We start from the raw sequence: 17,622 nt of genomic DNA, 5'->3' as shown, positions 1-17,622 counted from the left end.
CGGGCGCCGCCGCCCAGCCGGGCCGTACGGCCGCCTCCGCATCGTGTGAGGCGGAGGCCGCGAGGCCGAACGCCTTCCTCATGATCGGTGCCGGCGGCTCGTCCCGTGCTCCTGGTCGTACACGGGGGCGCCCAGCGCCCGATGCGCGGCGGCGGTGGTGGTGGTGCGGCCCGAGGCGACCCGGGCGAAGTCGGCACGCGCCCTGTCGACGGCGGTGGCAGATCCGGCGATCACCGGTAAGGCGACCGCGGTGACGGCCACCGGCGCGGCCATGGCCGTACGTTGCACGTTCATGAGCCTCCTTCGAGATGGGCGTGGAAGAAGGTCTCGATACGACGCCAGGCTTCATCCGCCGCGGCGGGGTCGGGCCCGATGCCCGCCACCCTGAGCAGTGGCCGCAGGACGCGTGGCCCATTGGGTGCGGAGTTGAGGAAGCTGTGCCCGGCGCCCGGGTACTCCTTCACGTCGTGCACGATCCCGGCACCGGTCAGGGCGGTCTCCAGGGTGGCGGCGGCGCCACGCAGTGGCCGGTCCCGGCCGCCGTAACTGGCGACCACGGGGCAGGCGCCGGCGATCCGGGCGTCCAAGTCCTTGGGCGGGAACCCGTAGTTGACCGATGCGGCGTCGAAGCCGTACCCGGCAGCGGTCAGCAGGGCGAAGCCGCCGCCGAGACAGAACCCGATGACTCCGATACCGCCCGCCTGATCCGGCGACCGGCCCAGCCACTCACGCCCGGTGCCGATATCGGTGAAGGCCCGCCCCTCGCCCCGGTTCAGGGCGCGGATGGTCGACACCAGACAGCGGCGGACACCTCCCGCGCTGAACAGGTCCACCGCGAGGGTCAGAAAACCCGCCGCGGCGAGACGCTCCGTCTGTCCCTTGGCCTGCTCGTCCAGCCCGAAGGCCTCGTGCACCACCACGACACCGGGCCAGGGCCCGGGGCCGTGTGCGTCCTGCGACGGCCGCGCCAGGTAGCCGCGCAGCGGCTGCGAGCCACCACGCCCGGCGCTGAGCTCGCCCAGATCGATGTCCTGGGTCGTCGTCGGCATGTCGCGCCGCCTTTCCGCGTCCTTGTCCGTCCCGACGCGCCGGGGACCGGCCGCCGGGATGACGATCAGCCTAGACAGGCAGCACCGCTGTGTCGTGTCCCACCAAAGGGTGGTAGCCGCAGGGCTACGCACACCAGGAGGCGACTGTTTACGCTGGTGGAATGGATGCATCGGAAGGAAGCCAGGGCCCGGGAGGCCAGGACCCCGGCCCGCTGGGCGAGTACCTCCGCGCACGGCGGGCGCAGCTGCATCCGGCGGAGTTCGGGCTGCCCGACCTGTCCCGCAGGCGGGTTCCCGGCCTGCGCCGCCCGGAAGTAGCGCTGCTGGCCGGCATCAGCACCGAGTACTACATCCGGCTCGAACAGGGCCGGGACCGTCACCCCTCGGCGCAGGTCGTCGACGCCCTCACCGGTGCGATGCGGCTCGACGCCGACGCCACAGCCCACCTGCACCGGCTCGCCGCGCACACGCCACTCAGGCGCAGGCCCTTCGGTACGGAGCCGGTGCCCTCGGGCATCAGGCAGCTCGTGGCGTCCTGGACCATGTCACCCGCGCTCGTCATCGGCCCGGTCGGCGATGTCCGGGTGGCCAACCCACCGGCCCAGGCCCTCTCCCCGGCCCACCGCGAAAGCGTCAACCTGCTGCGCGAGACGTTCCTCAACCCGGCCGTCCGTGACCTGCACCGGGACTGGGACGACCTGACGGTGAGCCTGACCGCCGGGCTGCGCGCCTACGCCGGTACGAGTGCGGACGACCCGCGGCTGGAAGCCCTGGTCGGTGAACTGTCTGTACACAGCGAGACGTTCCGCCGTCTGTGGGCACGCCACGATGTCCGTCCCAGGTCCGGCGGCACCGCCCTGATCGACCATCCGCAGCTCGGACCGCTGGACCTCCGGCTGGAGAAGCTGGCCGTCGCCGGCACCAGCGGCCTGATGCTGCTCGTCTACCACGCCGAGCCCGACAGCCCCTCGGCCCACGGACTGGCCCTGCTGGGCAGCCTGGCGGACCATCAGAAAGTGCCGCAGGGACGAGCGCCTGCCCAGGGCAACTGGATGCTGTAGGACAGAGAACGCGTCCAGGGTCGACGAGCAACCTCGATCAACCAGTCCCGCAAGGACCCGGAAACAGGAGCCGCGATCCCTCGCGACCTGCCGCTCTCACCCCGCTGGGCGCCGTACCCGGTGCCGTGGAGATCCCTCTTGCTGTGGAAGCGGGCCAACTCGCCTATCGCACAGGTGTACTGCGCTAGTCTCGCGATCACACGCGCCACGCCAGAGACCGGGAACCCCCATGCGAGATCTCGACCTCAGCCGGTCCGAAACCATGGCCTATGCGGCAGCCGGTATGGAGCCGCCACCCGTGGTCCCACTCCGGAAGAGCGATCCGCGGCAGGCGGGCCCCTACAGGTTGGAGTCGGTGCTCGGCAGCGGTGGCATGGGCCGGGTCTATCTGGGCCGGAAGACCACCGGCAGGTCGGGTCTGGCGGCGGTCAAGGTGATCCGGCCCGAGTACGCGGAGGACCCGCTGTTCCGGAAGCGCTTCGAGCGCGAGGTCGGCGCCTTGGACCGCGTCAAGGGGGCGCACGTCGTGCGGCTGATGGGCAGCGGCTGCGACGAGGACCTGGTCTGGGTCGCCACCGAGTACATACCCGGGCCCACTCTCGCCGAAGTCGTCAGCGAGCGCGGCCCCATCGACTCCGCGGCGGCATGGCGCCTGCTGGCCGACGTGGGCCGTGCGATCGAGGCCATCTGGCGCGTGGGGCTGGTGCATCGCGACCTCAAGCCGTCGAACGTGATCCTGGGGTCCGACGGCGCCCGCGTCATCGACTTCGGCGTCGTCCAGACCACCGACGGCACCACGATCACCGCCACGGGTCAGAACGTGGGAACCCCCGCCTACATGTCCCCGGAACAGGTCAGAGGCAGGGAGGTGACCGCCGCCTCCGACATCTTCTCGCTGGCCTCCACCCTCACCTACGCGGTCGCGGGGCAGGCGCCGTTCGGCGAGGGTACGGGCGTCGACGTCCTGCACCGGGTGGCCTTCGAACCGCCCCGGGAGGATGCCCTCGACAAGGTGAAATCCGTGGACGCGGAACTGGCCGCGTTCATCCGTACCTGTCTGGACAAGGATCCCGAGCAACGGCCGGTGCCTGAGGCCCTGTTCAGGACCGCCATCGGGCACCAACTGTCCGCACCGGCCGGCAGCCCACCCCGGTTCACCCGGAATCGCGCACCCGCCCCCGCCGAGCCGCCCGCCGTGCCCGGCAGCCCTGCCGTCTCCGCCTCCAGGAAGCGCGGAAGGCTGGCCGTGGGCGCCGCCGCGGTGGCGGCCGTCGTCGTCGCCGGAGGCATCACCGTGGCAGCGCTGCAGGACGGCGCCGCCCCACCGACGGCCGGTCCCTGGCCCCAGACGTCCCCGGCGCCGCCCGGAGCGCCGACCACGACACCGGGCAACTCGCCGCCGCCCACGGCTTCGCCCTCGCAGGCCGACGACGTCGACCAGGCAGACCAGACGGCCGAGAAGACGCCGGCTCCGTCGACACCCGACATCCGGTCCGACGCGTGCCCCGCCGAGATCGTCTCCGGGGCCCACGGCGACTGCGTCAGCGCCCTGCAGCTCCTCCTCGTCGGCTACGGCCTGCACGTCACGGCCGACGGGCAGTTCGGCACGGACACCCTCGCCGCGGTGAAGGTCTTCCAGACCGAGGCCGGGACGGTCGTCAACGGCAAGGTCGACGCACGGACCAAGACGCTTCTCTACGGTCAGCCGCGCGGCCCGGTCAAGTTCGGCACACTCGCCGTGACCGAGAGCGTCAACGCCGTCCAGGTCGCGAGGTGTCTCGACGTCGCCACCGGAGGCGTGTACGCGGAGGTCTGGACGTGCACGGGCACGGCCACTCAGCAGTGGGCGCTGCACCGGGTGCCCGGACAGGACTCCCAGTACATCGTCGTCAACCAGGGCAGCCACCGCTGCCTGGACGCCGGCGCGGCCGACCGGTCCGACCAGACGGTCCAGGCAAGGAACTGCAACGGGCTGAGCACCCAGAGGTGGCGGCTCGGCACCTCCGGCTCATCCGGCGGCAACACACTCGTCAGCGTCCCGAACGGCTTCTGCCTCGACGCCGAGGCCGCCACCTCCGGACAGGACGGTCAGCAGGTCCAGGCGTGGGGATGCGCGGGCAGCACCAACCAGGTGTGGAAGTGGTCCTGACGCACACCGAGCCGACTGGCCCGCCGTGCCCGTGGCCGTGGTGACCGCTGGATTCCGGACGAGGACCCACCTGTAGCGTAGCGGAGTGACAGTGAGCGGCGATTATCGGGAACTGGGCGAGGCCGCCTGGTCGTGGGTGTTGGACCAGGTGCGGGACGACGAGGGGCCGTGGCTGCCGGAGACGGTGCCGGATGCCGCCAAGGACGAGGGGCCGACGGAGGACCGCGACACCCTGTACTCGGGCATCGCGGGCCTGGCCCCCGTGCTGGCGGAGATCGCGCGGTACCGGGAGCTGAGCGAGCGGGAACGGAGCCTGGCGGCCGGAATCGTGTCCAGGCTGTCGGCCTTGGCGCAGGACAAGACGGAGCCCTCGCTGTACGACGGTCTGGCGGGCGATGTCCTGGCGCTGAAGCTGCTGGACCCGGGCCGGGAATCGGTCGCGCTGCGCCGGCTCTCCGCCCTGACGACTCCCGAAGGCTGGAAGACCACAGTCGAGTTCGAACCGGATTCGGACGCGCCCCTGAACGACATCATCATGGGCACCGCGGGAGTGGTGCTGACCGCGGTCTGGGCGGGCGGTGACTTCGCGGAGGGGATCGCGGCGACGGGCTGCGAGGCCCTGCTGCGGGTGGCGCACCGCACGGAGGCGGGCCTGGACTGGGGAATCGGGGCGACCACGGAGTGGCGGGCGCCGAACTACTCGCACGGCACCGCCGGGGTGGCCTCGGCGCTGGCGGTGGCCGGAGCGGCGCTCGGCCGGGAGGACTTCGTCGAGGCCGCGGTGGCGGGAGCCCAACACGTCCTGTCCGTGGGCTCGTTGGAGGACGGCGGTTTCATCGTCCCGCACACCATCCCGCCGTCCAAGCGGGAGGTGGAACCGGTGACGTACACGTGGTGCCACGGCCCGGCGGGCACCTCTCACCTGTTCTCGGCCCTGTCGCACGCGGGCGTGAGCAAGGTGGCGGGCTTCGGAGTCGACGAGTTGCGGCAGCGCTGCCTGACGTCGATCCTCGCCTCGGGAGTCCCGCAGCGCCTGCGCCCCGGCTTCTGGGACAACGACGGCCGCTGCTGCGGAACGGCGGGTGTGGGAGACATCCTTCTGGACGCGGCGCAGGACTGCGACGGGGCAGCGCGGGCGGAGACCCTGATACAGGCGGCGCGCGGGATGGGTGACGCGCTGGTGGAACGGGCGGTCAGAGACGAGGCGGGTGCCCGCTGGCGCTTCGTGGAATACCGTCAGGACCCTCCCCTGCTGCCGCCCGGCACGACGTGGATGCAGGGCGCGGCGGGCATCGCCGCATACCTCCTGCGCCTCGACCGGTTCCTGGAGACGGGCCCGAACGCCGTGGTGGTGGACCGCCCGGACCAGTGGTGGGCCGTACCGGCACACCTGCGGAGCACGGCGGCGTGAGGTGAGGTGAGCGGACAGGCCCGCGCTGTCCGGCCGACGCCGCACCGGTCATGATCGGTGAGACCGGGGTCACAGATCGAGCGAGGGCAAGGTCACAGCCTCGGCCTCTGCTCCCTCTCAAGCGATCTGACCTAGCATCCGAGCATGACAGTCCTGCCCAACGACGGGCTATCGCTCGCCGCCGAGTTCCCTTCCGCGTCCCATGAGCAGTGGCAGAGTCTCGTGGAAGGCGTGCTGCGCAAGTCAGGCAAGGACGTCTCGGGAGCGGCGGCCGAGGCCGCGCTGTCCACCCCGCTGGAGGACGGACTCACCACCCGTCCCCTGTACACCGCGCACGACGAAGCTCCGGGTCCCGGCTTTCCGGGATTCAATCCCTTCGTACGAGGCGGCCGGCCCGAGGGAAGCACGGTCGGCGGCTGGGACGTACGGCAGCAGCACTCGTCGCCCGACAGCAGTGCGGTCCTCGCGGATCTGGAGAACGGCGTCACCTCGCTCTGGCTGGTCGTCGGCGGGACCGGCATCCCCGTGTCCTCCCTCGGCAGCACACTCGACGGCGTCTACCTCGACCTGGCGCCCGTCGTCCTCGACGCCGGACGTGAAGTCGAGTCCGCGGCGCGGGAGTTGCTGCGGCTGTACGAGGAGCGGGGCGTCGCCAAGGACGCGGCGCGCGGCAGTCTCGGCGCGGACCCGCTGGGTCACGAGGCCCGGACGGGCGAGGTGTTGGACTTCGCATCGGCCGCGGATCTCGCGCGACTGTGCGCCGAGGAGTATCCGGGGCTGCGGGCGCTGACGGTGGACGCCCTGCCGTATCACGAGGCCGGCGGCTCAGCCGCGCAGGAGCTGGGTGCCTCGCTGGCGACGGGTGTCGCGTATCTGCGGGCGCTGACCGAGGCGGGACTGACCTCCGAACAGGCCGGTGGCCAGCTGGCGTTCCGGTACGCGGCCACCGCCGACCAGTTCCTGACCATCGCCAAGCTCCGCGCGGCCCGCCGACTGTGGGCCCGGGTCGCCGAGGTGTGCGGCGCGCCGGGCGCGGGCGCGCAGGTACAGCACGCGGTGACCTCGCCGGTGATGATGTCGCGCCGCGACCCGTGGGTGAACATGCTGCGCACGACCATCGCCACGCTCGCCGCCGGGGTCGGCGGCGCCGACGCCGTCACCGTGCTGCCCTTCGATCACGCGCTGGGCCTGCCGGACGCGTTCGCGCGCCGTATCGCCCGCAACACCTCGACGATCCTGGTCGAGGAGTCGCATCTGGCGCGGGTGATCGACCCGGCGGGCGGCTCCTGGTACGTGGAGCGGCTGACGGACGAACTCGCCCACGCGGGCTGGGAGTTCTTCCAGGAGATCGAGCGCACGGGCGGCCAGGCCGGCGCCCTGCGCTCGGGCCGTCTCGGCCAGGACCTCGCGACGACCTGGGCGGCGCGCAGCGCGAAGCTGGCCAAGCGGCGCGAACCCATCACCGGCGTCAGCGAGTTCCCGAATCTCGCCGAGCGCCTGGTGGAGCGCGAGCCCGCCCCCGAGCCGCCGTCCGGCGGACTCCCGCGAGTGCGGCGCGACGAGGCGTACGAGGCCCTGCGCGCCCGCTCCGACGCCCACCTCGCCACCACCGGAACCCGGCCGCGGGTGTACCTGGCGGCCATCGGGCCCGCCGCGGCCCACACCGCTCGGACGACGTTCGCCGCCAACCTGTTCCAGGCCGGCGGCATCGAGCCCGTCTCGGAGGGCGCCTTCGAGGACAGCGGCGCCACCGAGGTCTGTCTGTGCTCCAGCGACGCGCTCTACGAGGAGAGGGCTGGGAGCACGGCCCAGACCCTCCGGGCCGCGGGCGCCCGGCATGTGTTCCTGGCCGGCCGGCCTGGGCAGTACACCGATGTCGACGCGTACGTCTTCGCGGGCTGCGACGCCGTCGCCGTGCTCTCCGCCACCCTCGACCGCATGGGAGTGTCCTGATGGGAATCCCCGACTTCTCCGGAATCGAACTGGGGACGCCCACCGCTGACGGCAGCGCGGAAGAGTGGCGTAAGTCGCTCGGTGGGGACGAGACGTTCTGGGAGACTCCGGAAGGCATCGCGGTCAAGCCGCTGTACACCGGAAGCGACCTGGAGGGCCTGGACTTCCTGGACACGTATCCGGGCATGGCCCCGTATCTGCGCGGGCCGTACCCGACGATGTACGTCAACCAGCCGTGGACGATCCGCCAGTACGCGGGATTCTCCACGGCCGAGGAGTCCAACGCCTTCTACCGGCGCAACCTGGCGGCGGGCCAGAAGGGTCTGTCGGTCGCGTTCGACCTGCCCACCCACCGCGGCTACGACAGCGACCACCCGCGCGTGACCGGTGACGTCGGCATGGCGGGCGTGGCCATCGACTCCATCTACGACATGCGGCAGCTCTTCGACGGCATCCCGCTGGACAAGATGACCGTGTCGATGACGATGAACGGCGCCGTGCTTCCCGTACTCGCCCTCTACATCGTGGCGGCGGAGGAACAGGGCGTGCCGCCCGAGAAGTTGGCCGGGACCATCCAGAACGACATCCTCAAAGAGTTCATGGTCCGCAACACGTACATCTATCCGCCGAAGCCGTCGATGCGGATCATCTCCGACATCTTCGCCTTCACCTCGCAGCGGATGCCGCGCTACAACTCCATCTCGATCTCGGGCTATCACATCCAGGAGGCGGGCGCGACGGCCGACCTGGAGCTGGCGTACACGCTCGCGGACGGTGTGGAGTACATCCGGGCGGGGCGCGAAGTCGGCCTGGATGTGGACGCGTTCGCACCTCGGCTGTCCTTCTTCTGGGCGATCGGCATGAACTTCTTCATGGAGATCGCCAAGCTGCGGGCGGCACGCCTGCTGTGGGCGAAGCTGGTCAGGCAGTTCGATCCGCAGAACGCCAAGTCCCTTTCGCTGCGCACCCATTCGCAGACCTCCGGCTGGTCGCTGACGGCGCAGGACGTGTTCAACAACGTCACGCGTACGTGTGTGGAGGCGATGGCCGCCACCCAGGGCCACACCCAGTCGCTGCACACCAACGCGCTTGACGAGGCACTCGCCCTGCCCACCGACTTCTCGGCGCGCATCGCCCGCAACACACAGCTGCTGATCCAGCAGGAGTCGGGCACGACCCGGGTGATCGACCCGTGGGGCGGCAGCGCGTACGTGGAGAAGCTGACGTACGACCTCGCCCGCCGGGTTTGGCAGCACATCGAGGAGGTCGAGGCGGCCGGCGGCATGGCCAAGGCCATCGACGCGGGCATCCCCAAGCTGCGCATCGAGGAGGCCGCGGCCCGCACCCAGGCCCGGATCGACTCGGGCCGCCAGCCGGTCATCGGCGTCAACAAGTACCGGGTGGAGACGGACGAGAAGATCGATGTCCTCAAGGTCGACAACTCCTCCGTACGGACTCAGCAGATCGAGAAGTTGCGGCGGCTGCGGGCGGAGCGCGACGAGCGGGTCTGCCAGGACTCGCTGGAGGCGTTGACGCGGGCGGCCGGGGGCGAGGACAACCTGCTGGAGCTGGCGGTGAACGCGGCGCGCGCCATGGCCACCGTCGGGGAGATCTCCGACGCCCTGGAGAAGGTGTACGGGCGGCACGCGGGACAGATCCGTACGATCTCCGGTGTGTACCGCAACGAAGCCGGCGAGTCCCCGTCCGTGGACCGCACGCGCACGCTCGTGGACGCCTTCGCGGAGGCCGAGGGGCGCCGCCCGCGCATCCTGGTCGCCAAGATGGGCCAGGACGGTCATGACCGCGGCCAGAAGGTGATCGCCACCGCCTTCGCCGACCTCGGCTTCGACGTGGATGTCGGCCCGCTGTTCCAGACCCCGGGCGAGGTGGCCCGCCAGGCCGTCGAGGCGGACGTGCACATCGTCGGGGTGTCCTCGCTGGCCGCGGGCCATCTCACCCTCGTACCGGCGCTGCGGGAGGAGCTGGCGGCGGAGGGCCGCGAGGACATCATGATCGTCGTGGGCGGGGTGATCCCTCCGCAGGACGTGCCGACCCTGCTGGAGATGGGTGCGGCCGCCGTGTTCCCGCCCGGGACGGTGATCCCGGACGCCGCGTACGACCTCGTCCAGCGGCTCTCGGCCGATCTCGGGCACGACCTGTGATCGAGCTCGACACCTACGTCAAGGGCGTACTCGACGGGAAGCGCGCGCTCGTCGCGCGCGCCGTCACCCTCGTCGAGTCCACCCGGCCCCAACACCGGGCGCTCGCCCAGGAGTTGCTGACCGAGCTGCTGCCGCACAGCGGCCGGGCGCGGCGGATCGGCGTCAGCGGCGTACCGGGCGTGGGCAAGTCGACGTTCATCGACGCCTTCGGCACGATGCTGACCGCGCTCGGCCACCGGGTGGCGGTGCTGGCGGTGGACCCGTCCTCCAGCCGTACGGGCGGTTCGATCCTGGGCGACAAGACGAGGATGGAACGCCTGGCCGTCGACCCGGCGGCCTTCATCCGGCCCTCCCCCACCGCCGGCACGCTGGGTGGGGTCGCCAAGGCGACGCGTGAGTCGATCGTGGTGATGGAAGCCGCGGGCTACGACGTGGTGCTGGTGGAGACGGTCGGTGTCGGTCAGTCCGAGACGGCCGTGGCGAACATGGTCGACTCCTTCCTCCTGCTGACCCTCGCCCGCACCGGCGACCAGCTCCAGGGCATCAAGAAGGGCGTCCTCGAACTGGCCGACGTGATCGCCGTCAACAAGGCGGACGGACCGCACGAACGCGACGCGCAGGCAGCCGCACGGGAGTTGGCGGGCGCGCTCCGGCTCATGCACGGCAGGGACGCGGCCTGGACGCCGCCCGTACTGAGCTGCAGCGCCCGCGAGTCGGCCGGCCTGGACACCGTCTGGGACCGCCTGGAACAGCACCGCACGCTCCTCGACTCGTCCGGCCGGCTCGCCGCCAAACGCCGTGACCAGCAGGTCGACTGGACCTGGACGATGGTCCGCGACGAACTCCTGGGCCGTCTGCATGCCGATCCGGCCGTACGAGCCCTCGCACCTGCCCTCGAACAGCGGGTCAGGGACGGCGAGTTGACGGCCACACTCGCCGCCGAGCGCATTCTCAGGACCTTCGGCGGCAAGGACTAGCGGCTGCCGGATTCCCGTTGCCTCAGACGTCGGGCTCCCGGCGGCGACGTAACAAGGCCGCTATCGCGCAGCGCAGACAGTCATCGCCCTCGAGGGCTGTCTCTGTCTCCGGGTGGGCGGTACGCGAGAGGGCCCCCGGATGGTTCCGTGGGCCCTGGCTCGCGTGGCGGGTCATCTCAGTGGGGAGCGGCGACCGGTCGTCCCGCCGTGGCCGTCGCAGGCTTGGGATGGAGCAACCGCTCGGCCAGTTCGCCGAACACCAGCCCGAAGCCACCCCACAGGGTGATCTGTATGGCCAGCGCCGAGACGCGGAAGCGCCACAGCACGGTGGCCGGGAAGTCGGCCGGCACCTCGTTGATGACGGGCAGGAACGCGTACGCCAGTCCGATCGCGACGGCGAAGGCGGCCACCGCCGAGACGGTGGCATACCAGGTGCCCACCTTCGGGGCGAGCCGCTTGCCCAGAATGGTGGCGGCGATGGCGAGGAGCACGCTGAGCACCATCATCAGCAGGTACAGGGTGGTCCGCTTGCCGATGGTGTCGCCGTTGCCGACCGCGGGCGGGTTGGCCGGGTATTTGAGGAACGGCACGACGTACACGGCGAGCAGCGCGCTCCCCGACAGGAGCAGCGCCGTCGCCCGCGCACCGAAACGGCCCACGCGGCCGAGCGCGAAGCAGAAGGCGAGGGCGGCGATGCCGCCGAAGGCGACCCCGTAGATCAGCACACCGGTGGCGAGGCCTGCGGTGGACTGGAGGCTGCGGGAGACGAGTTCGACCTCGTGCTCGTGGCCCGAGGCATGGGCTTCCTCGAAGCTGATCGCGCTGTCGACGCTCGGCTCACCGAGGAAGTAGGCGACGATCAGGGCGAGCACGCCGGCACCGAGGCCGGCGAGCATGCCCCGCACGAGAAGGTTTCTCACTGTTGCGGAGTTCATGAGGTGCGCGGCGTCCTTCGTCAGTGGCAGGGGAAGCCGAGGAGATGGCGGGCGTCGTGCACCCACTCGTGGACTTCCTCGCCGGAGACGACGGAGGTGGCGCCCTGCTCAGCGCCGACGAAGTACAACAGGACCAGCATCAGGATGCCGAAGAAGACCGCCCAGGGGGCGATGTCCTTGAGCGGCAACTTGGCCGGTATGACGGGGATGGTGGTTGTCGGCTGGGCGACATGCTGCGCCATGGCAGGGCCTCCTCTGGGAGTTCGCGTCCCATCTCGGTGGTGCAGTGGACGACGGCCACGGGTCTGACTTGGGAAGCACCCCAAGGGCGTCCTCTTCACAGTGGCGCGACCGTGCCGGATTCTCACCAGCTTCCGTCTCGCCGTCGTCGATATCGGACCGACGGTACCGTGTGTCGCGTGCATGGCCAAGACCGCGTCACCTGGCGTGATCTTCCTCTCCTGCCTGGTGACGCGGCCGGTGCGACCCGTGGGTCACCGGTGACGGAACTCTTGCGCCCGCTGACAACGAGAGCGTCCATGCCCACTTCGCGACCGCCGACCCGAAGGTCAGGCCTTGTCCGTCTCCAGATGGCGCTGTTGCATGCGCGCGATGACGCGCTCCCGTCCCAGGCTCTTGGCCTCGCGGAGCTTGCCTTCCGCGGCGAGCAACGGAATCCAGAACAACCAGCCCCACAGGCTGTATTCGACCACTCCGCTCCACACCAGCGTCTTGTTCAGACCGAACGACAGGACGAACGTCAGCACATACGCGGCGACCCGATGGGCGAGCAGCAGGCGCAGCGGTGCGTTTCGGGGCCCCTGCAGGAGCTCGACCGCCGCGGCCAGTTCGGCGGCCCGGAGGTCTTCTCCGTCACCCTCGCCGGACTCCCCGCGGGCGGCTCGCCGCAGCGCCTCGGTGACCAGCACGCTCTGTTCCGCGACGGCTTCCTGATGAGCCTGCCCCTGAACGGCACTTGACTTCACGTCGTCCCAGTAACCGCGGCCGGCCCAGCCGGTCGCGGCATCGACGCGCTCGCGTTCGGGCGAGCCGGGCGGCGCCAACTCCTCGACCCTGGCCTGCAAGGGCACCGCACGGGCTGCACGCCCCGAGTAGGCGAAGGCGTCGGCGCGAAGGCACAACTCCAGATACGACACCAGGAGCCCGAGATCGTCCGGCGCGAGCGCGAGGCCCTGGCGATACGCGGCCTCGGCCTCGGCGTCGTGGTCGTCCTCGTCCTCCGCGGCGTGCGCCTGCCCGAGCCAGCGGAAGAGAACGGGATCCGGCCCGCACTCCTCGAGCCCCGCCTCCGCAGTTGTCCTCACAGCGGCGAATCCACCCACCGCGAAAAGCTCCGAGCACCGCTCTGCGTACTGCTGCCGTTCCACGTCGTACCGCTGCCGTTCCACGTTCCCACCCCAGTCGTCCGAACATGCACCTTCCGTAGTGATCAGTACCGTTGTCAATATCGGCTTGATCACGATGCGCAGGTCAGCGACGTACGGCGTGGATGTTCGCGAGCTACGACGAGCTGAGGGTGGGGCCCATGCCGCGCAGTTGCTGGATGGTTCCGCCGAGCTTCGCGCGGAACGGCTCGAGCATCTCCTCGGGCGCGGTGACGACCCAGCGCGAGCCGACGAGGTACTTGCCCCCGTACATGCTGGCGGTGTTCAGCCACGTCAGCTTGTACTTCTCCTCGGGAAAGGTCGTGATGGCGTAGTCCGCGTTCTCGGTGTGACAGACACCCACGCGCAGTTCATCTGCGTCGGTGCGGATCTGCACCTTGCACCCGGTCAGGTTGGCGATCACCTCGACCTTGGCCGGCGCCACGACCGCGGCCGAGGGGGCGGCGATCTCCGCCTGCCCACGATCCGCCGCGGCGTCGTCCTCGCCGCTGCCGCAGGCCGTGGCCAGCGGCAGAAAGGCCAGGCTTGCGGCGAGTGCGGCGCCACGTGCCAGGTTGCGTCCGGTGCGTCCTCGCGCTTGCTGCCGGTGCACGTCGCCTCTCCGTCTCGGGACCGCTCCCGCCCGCCCACAGGTGCGGACAGACGCATTCGACGAGGGGTACGGACGCAGACCGCCGACCGTTCAGCGCGGCCCGGGCTCCGAGCGAAGGTGCCCATGAGCGGCGCGCTCAGCCCCAAGGACCGGAATGCCCCACACGAAAAGGGCCCCCACAGGCTCTCGCCTGCGAAGACCCTCCGCACCGTCGGGACGACAGGATTTGAACCTGCGACCCCTTGACCCCCAGTCAAGTGCGCTACCAAGCTGCGCCACGTCCCGATGCGTTCGACCCACGGTGACCCGCGTGATCGTGCGAACAGAACTTTACCCCACCCCAGGGGCTGCTCCGTTAATTGCGCAAGCGCGCGACAATCAGGGTATGAGCGGGGCATCTGAGGTTCGGCAGGGCGGCGGGCGGGACCGGGACCCGGACGGGCGGGCGCGGAACGCCCGGCCGCGTGACGGACTGGGGCGGCCGTTGCCGTACGGCGCGGCCGGTGTGGAACGGCAGCCGGAGGGCCTCGTACGCAGCCCCGAGGAGACCGTCGCCGAGGCACAGGCGCTGCTGGACGGCGGAAGACCGTTCCACGCGCACGAGGTCTTCGAGGATGCCTGGAAGGCGGGCCCCGAGGAGGAGCGTGCGCTGTGGCGGGGGCTCGCCCAGCTCGCCGTGGGGCTCACTCACGCGGCAAGGGGCAACACGACGGGCGGGGCGCGGCTGCTGCGGCGCGGGGCCGGGGCGGTGGAGGAGTGGGCTTCGGGGACCGGCCGGGCACGCCCCTACGGGATGGTGCTCGTGGAGCTGGGCTCCTGGGCAAGGGAGTTGGCGGGAGCCGTCGAGCGGGACGGTACGGCGATCAGCGCGACGGCCTGGGCGCCGCGGCTGCGCGGACGGCGAGGGTGACGAAGCCGCGCGCCCTCCCTCCGCCGGGTGCGGTGGAGCCACTGTCAGTGGTGTGCGGCAGACTCTGGGTGTGCGAAAGATTCATGTCATCGGGATCGGGGCGGGTGACCCCGACCAGCTCACGCTTCAGGCGGTCAAGGCGCTGAGGGACACCGACGTGTTCTTCATCCTGGACAAGGGCGAGGTGAAGGCCGACCTCGTCCAGCTGCGCCGTGACATCCTCGACGCGCACCTACCCGAGGGGACGTACCGGCTGGTCGAGGCGCGCGACCCGGACCGCGACCGGTCCGCCGGGGGCACGGCGTACTCGCCGGCGGTCGGGGACTGGCGCAGCGCCCGAGCCGAGATCTACCAGCGCCTGATCTCCGAGGAGCTGGGCGAGCAGGAGAGCGGCGCGTTCCTGGTCTGGGGCGATCCCTCGCTGTACGACAGCACGCTCGGGATCCTGGAGGAGATTCTGGAGCGGGGTGCGGTGTCGTTCACGTACGACGTCGTACCCGGGATCAGCAGTGTGTCCGCGCTGGTCGCCCGGCACCGGACGGGCCTCAACCGGGTCGCCCGGCCCGTCCAGATCACCACCGGCCGCCGCCTCGCGGAGGGCTTCCCGGACGGCGTCGACGACGTGGTCGTCATGCTCGACGCCCATCAGGCCTTCCGGCAGTACGCCGACCAGGACATCGACATCTACTGGGGCGCCTACATAGGCACTCCCGACGAAATCCTCGCCTCGGGCCCCATTGCCGAGGCGGCTCCCCGCATCGAGCGTCTGCGCGCCGAGGCCCGGGAGCGCAAGGGATGGATCATGGACACGTACCTGCTGCGCAGGCATCCGAAGGGGTAGCACGCTCAGTAGGGGCTGGGCCCGTACGCCGGGCGGGTCGTCCCGCATGCACATGGCGCACTCCGGTGTGAAAGTGACGAATGTGACGACCACCGAGGAAACCGTGCCGCCCGCCGCGGAGGCGGCAGCACCGCCGGTGCTGGACAAGCGGCGCCGCAATGTCGTCTTCGTGACGATCATGCTGGGCATGCTCCTCGCCGCCCTGGACCAGACGATCGTGGGCACCGCTCTGCCGACGATCGTGTCGGATCTCGGCGGCGCGGCGCACATGTCGTGGGTGGTGACGGCGTACCTGCTGGCGGAGACCGTCGCCACGGTGCTGGTCGGCAAGTTCGGTGACCTGTTCGGCCGCAAGGTGGTCTTCCAGGCCTCGGCGATCATCTTCATCAGCGGTTCCTTCCTGTGCGGCCTCTCGCCGAACATGACGATGCTGATCCTCTGGCGGGCGGTCCAGGGCATCGGCGCGGGCGGTCTGATGGTGACCGCCATGGCCCTGATCGCGGATGTCATTCCGCTGCGGGAGCGCGGCAAGTACCAGGGCGCGATCGGTGCCGTCTTCGGTGTGGCCACCGTCATCGGGCCGCTCCTCGGCGGTCTGTTCACGGACCATCTGACCTGGCGCTGGGCCTTCTACGTCAACGTGCCGATCGCGATCGTCGTGGTCATCGCCGCGGCCCGCACCATTCCCGTCGTGAAGTCGGTGGTCCGCCCCGTCATCGACTATCTGGGCATCGCGTTCGTCGCGATCGGTGCCAGCGCCCTGATCCTGGCGACCAGTTGGGGCGGCAACGAGTACGCGTGGGGCTCGGGCATGATCATCGGCCTGTTCGTCGGCGGTGTGGTCGCGCTCGGCCTGTTCTGCTGGGCCGAGACCCGCGCGGCCCAACCGACCCTCCCGATGCGCCTGTTCGCCAACCCCGTCTTCACGGTCTGTTCGATCCTCAGCTTCATCGTGGGCTTCGCGATGCTCGGCGCGATGACGTTCCTGCCGACGTATCTGCAGTACGTCGACGGCGACTCGGCCACGGTCTCCGGCGTCCGTACGCTGCCCATGGTCATCGGCCTGCTCATCGCTTCCGTCTTCAGCGGCAATGTGGTCAGCAAGACGGGCCAGTACCGGATCTTCCCCATCGTCGGCTCGCTGGTGATGGCGGTGGGGCTCTATCTGCTCTCGCTGATGGGACCGGACACGAGCACCTGGCTGGCGTCGCTGTACATGTTCGTGCTCGGCGCCGGGATCGGCCTGTCCATGCAGGTGCTGACGATCGCCGTGCAGAACACCGTGCTCTACACCGACCTCGGCACCGCGACCTCCGGCGTCACCTTCTTCCGTACGCTGGGCAGCTCTTTCGGGACAGCTGTCTTCGGCACGATCTACACCAACTCCCTGAAGCCGAACCTCACCGACGGGGTCGCGGCGGCCGCCCGCACCGGCGCCGCGGATCCGGCCACGATCGCCCAGGCCTCACAGAGCCCGGAAGGGTTGAAGAGACTGCCGTCGGCGGCGGCCGAACCCATCATCAAGGCGTACGCCGACACGCTCCAGACGGTCTTCCTCTGGACGGTCCCTGTCGCGGTCCTCGGCTTCATCGTGGCCCTCTTCCTCAAACAGGTGCAGCTGCGCGACAGCGCACGCATGGGCTCGACCGACATGGGTGAGGGCTTCGCGTCCCCGTCCAGCGCCGATTCACAGCGGGTCCTGGAAGCCGCCGTCGGAAAGATCATCGGCGGTACGGAGCTGGACACCGCGCGCCGGATCGTCACCGATTCCGACACCCGCCTCGACGTGGCCGGGGCGTGGGCCGTGATGCAGGTGGAGCTGTTCACCCGGATGGTCGGCCATGCGAGTCTCGGGCTGATCGCCGCCCGGCGTCGGCTGCCCCCGGAGGTCCTGGTACCGGTCTTCGACCGTATGGTCGAGGAGGGCTACCTCACCCGCGACGGCTCACTCCTCTCGCACACCGCGGCGGGCGAACGGGAGGCGCAGGTCCTCGGCAAGGCGTGGGGCAGCTGGCTCGCCCAGCGTGTGGAGCAGGACATCGGCCGCCCGTCGGGCGAGGACCTGCGCGCCGCCGTCGACTCCATCGCCAAGCGGCTGCTGGTCGAGGACCTGTCCAACGGCCTGCCGTCCGGCCGGCAGCTGAAGTCGGCTGCCGGCGCTCCCGGCTGACGCGCC

General features: G+C 70.5%; 15 protein-coding genes, 1 tRNA gene and 1 riboswitch. Of the genes, 9 read left to right on the top strand and 7 right to left on the bottom strand.

Annotated elements, in window-relative coordinates:
* Positions 1-78: 78 nt before the first annotated feature.
* Together ACFWP7_RS19915 and ACFWP7_RS19910 are read right to left on the bottom strand one after the other, a co-directional pair.
* Positions 79-294, bottom strand: coding sequence for a hypothetical protein (locus tag ACFWP7_RS19915; RefSeq protein ID WP_384382851.1), 216 nt, complete (start codon positions 292-294; stop codon positions 79-81).
* The gene (locus tag ACFWP7_RS19910; RefSeq protein WP_384382850.1) at positions 291-1,049 is read right to left on the bottom strand and encodes a dienelactone hydrolase family protein; all 759 of its coding nucleotides are present in this window, start codon (positions 1,047-1,049) and stop codon (positions 291-293) included. Before ACFWP7_RS19910 ends, ACFWP7_RS19915 begins: the two co-directional genes overlap by 4 nt.
* A gap of 161 nt (positions 1,050-1,210) precedes the next feature.
* Between ACFWP7_RS19910 and ACFWP7_RS19905 the strand changes: the two genes are divergently transcribed.
* The 6 genes from ACFWP7_RS19905 to meaB all read left to right on the top strand — a co-directional run bounded on the left by ACFWP7_RS19905 (position 1,211) and on the right by meaB (position 10,762).
* Entirely contained in the window at positions 1,211-2,110 is a 900-nt protein-coding gene (locus tag ACFWP7_RS19905) for a helix-turn-helix domain-containing protein (protein ID WP_384382849.1), read from the top strand.
* Between the two features lie 298 nt (positions 2,111-2,408).
* Positions 2,409-4,259 carry a protein kinase gene (locus ACFWP7_RS19900; protein ID WP_384382848.1) on the top strand — a complete coding sequence of 617 codons (1,851 nt, stop codon included), beginning with the start codon at positions 2,409-2,411 and terminating at the stop codon, positions 4,257-4,259.
* Positions 4,260-4,350: 91 nt separating this feature from the next.
* Positions 4,351-5,670, top strand: coding sequence for a lanthionine synthetase LanC family protein (locus tag ACFWP7_RS19895; RefSeq protein ID WP_384382847.1), 1,320 nt, complete (start codon positions 4,351-4,353; stop codon positions 5,668-5,670).
* A 144-nt stretch (positions 5,671-5,814) separates the two neighbouring features.
* On the top strand, positions 5,815-7,623 hold the full coding sequence (locus ACFWP7_RS19890) for a methylmalonyl-CoA mutase family protein (RefSeq protein WP_384382846.1): 1,809 nt from the start codon (positions 5,815-5,817) through the stop codon (positions 7,621-7,623).
* Entirely contained in the window at positions 7,623-9,785 is a 2,163-nt protein-coding gene (scpA, locus tag ACFWP7_RS19885) for a methylmalonyl-CoA mutase (protein WP_384382845.1), read from the top strand. The genes ACFWP7_RS19890 and scpA overlap by 1 nt, the downstream gene beginning before the upstream one ends.
* Positions 9,782-10,762, top strand: coding sequence for a methylmalonyl Co-A mutase-associated GTPase MeaB (gene meaB, locus ACFWP7_RS19880; RefSeq protein ID WP_384382844.1), 981 nt, complete (start codon positions 9,782-9,784; stop codon positions 10,760-10,762). The genes scpA and meaB overlap by 4 nt, the downstream gene beginning before the upstream one ends.
* Positions 10,763-10,938: 176 nt before the next feature.
* On the opposite strand, the gene ACFWP7_RS19875 is transcribed toward meaB, so the two are convergent.
* The 5 genes from ACFWP7_RS19875 to ACFWP7_RS19855 form a co-directional block, all read right to left on the bottom strand.
* Positions 10,939-11,697, bottom strand: coding sequence for a CbtA family protein (locus tag ACFWP7_RS19875; RefSeq protein WP_384382843.1), 759 nt, complete (start codon positions 11,695-11,697; stop codon positions 10,939-10,941).
* 20 nt (positions 11,698-11,717) lie between these two features.
* A complete protein-coding gene (locus tag ACFWP7_RS19870) occupies positions 11,718-11,939 on the bottom strand; it encodes a CbtB domain-containing protein (protein ID WP_384382842.1) in 222 nt (73 codons plus the stop codon).
* Positions 11,940-11,974: 35 nt separating this feature from the next.
* Positions 11,975-12,116, bottom strand: a riboswitch (cobalamin riboswitch).
* 150 nt (positions 12,117-12,266) lie between these two features.
* A complete protein-coding gene (locus tag ACFWP7_RS19865; RefSeq protein WP_384382841.1) occupies positions 12,267-13,106 on the bottom strand; it encodes a hypothetical protein in 840 nt (279 codons plus the stop codon).
* Between the two features lie 112 nt (positions 13,107-13,218).
* Positions 13,219-13,695 (bottom strand): hypothetical protein, encoded by a 477-nt coding sequence (locus tag ACFWP7_RS19860; protein ID WP_384382840.1) that lies wholly within the window; start codon positions 13,693-13,695, stop codon positions 13,219-13,221.
* Positions 13,696-13,906: 211 nt separating this feature from the next.
* A tRNA-Pro gene (locus ACFWP7_RS19855) sits at positions 13,907-13,980 on the bottom strand.
* Between the two features lie 100 nt (positions 13,981-14,080).
* Here ACFWP7_RS19855 and ACFWP7_RS19850 point away from each other — a divergent pair.
* The 3 genes from ACFWP7_RS19850 to ACFWP7_RS19840 all read left to right on the top strand — a co-directional run bounded on the left by ACFWP7_RS19850 (position 14,081) and on the right by ACFWP7_RS19840 (position 17,616).
* A complete protein-coding gene (locus ACFWP7_RS19850) occupies positions 14,081-14,605 on the top strand; it encodes a DUF309 domain-containing protein (RefSeq protein WP_384382839.1) in 525 nt (174 codons plus the stop codon).
* Positions 14,606-14,675: 70 nt separating this feature from the next.
* Positions 14,676-15,446, top strand: coding sequence for a precorrin-6A synthase (deacetylating) (cobF, locus tag ACFWP7_RS19845; RefSeq protein ID WP_384382838.1), 771 nt, complete (start codon positions 14,676-14,678; stop codon positions 15,444-15,446).
* Positions 15,447-15,528: 82 nt separating this feature from the next.
* Positions 15,529-17,616 carry an MDR family MFS transporter gene (locus ACFWP7_RS19840; RefSeq protein ID WP_384382837.1) on the top strand — a complete coding sequence of 696 codons (2,088 nt, stop codon included), beginning with the start codon at positions 15,529-15,531 and terminating at the stop codon, positions 17,614-17,616.
* The last annotated feature ends 6 nt before the right edge of the window (positions 17,617-17,622 follow it).

Origin of the sequence: Streptomyces sp. NPDC058470 (genome assembly GCF_042721055.1) — a bacterium.
Lineage (GTDB): Bacteria > Actinomycetota > Actinomycetes > Streptomycetales > Streptomycetaceae > Streptomyces.
Note: the sequence above shows the minus strand (reverse complement) of the source record. Positions and strands in the feature narration are given on the sequence as shown.

Excerpts from the sequence above, each read along its gene's own strand:
- ACFWP7_RS19915 (WP_384382851.1), bottom strand. The coding sequence starts at position 294 with ATGAACGTGCAACGTACGGCCATGGCCGCGCCGGTGGCCGTCACCGCG.
- ACFWP7_RS19910 (WP_384382850.1), bottom strand. The coding sequence starts at position 1,049 with ATGCCGACGACGACCCAGGACATCGATCTGGGCGAGCTCAGCGCCGGG.
- ACFWP7_RS19905 (WP_384382849.1), top strand. The coding sequence starts at position 1,211 with ATGGATGCATCGGAAGGAAGCCAGGGCCCGGGAGGCCAGGACCCCGGC.
- ACFWP7_RS19890 (WP_384382846.1), top strand. The coding sequence starts at position 5,815 with ATGACAGTCCTGCCCAACGACGGGCTATCGCTCGCCGCCGAGTTCCCT.
- scpA (WP_384382845.1), top strand. The coding sequence starts at position 7,623 with ATGGGAATCCCCGACTTCTCCGGAATCGAACTGGGGACGCCCACCGCT.
- ACFWP7_RS19875 (WP_384382843.1), bottom strand. The coding sequence starts at position 11,697 with ATGAACTCCGCAACAGTGAGAAACCTTCTCGTGCGGGGCATGCTCGCC.
- ACFWP7_RS19870 (WP_384382842.1), bottom strand. The coding sequence starts at position 11,939 with ATGGCGCAGCATGTCGCCCAGCCGACAACCACCATCCCCGTCATACCG.
- ACFWP7_RS19850 (WP_384382839.1), top strand. The coding sequence starts at position 14,081 with ATGAGCGGGGCATCTGAGGTTCGGCAGGGCGGCGGGCGGGACCGGGAC.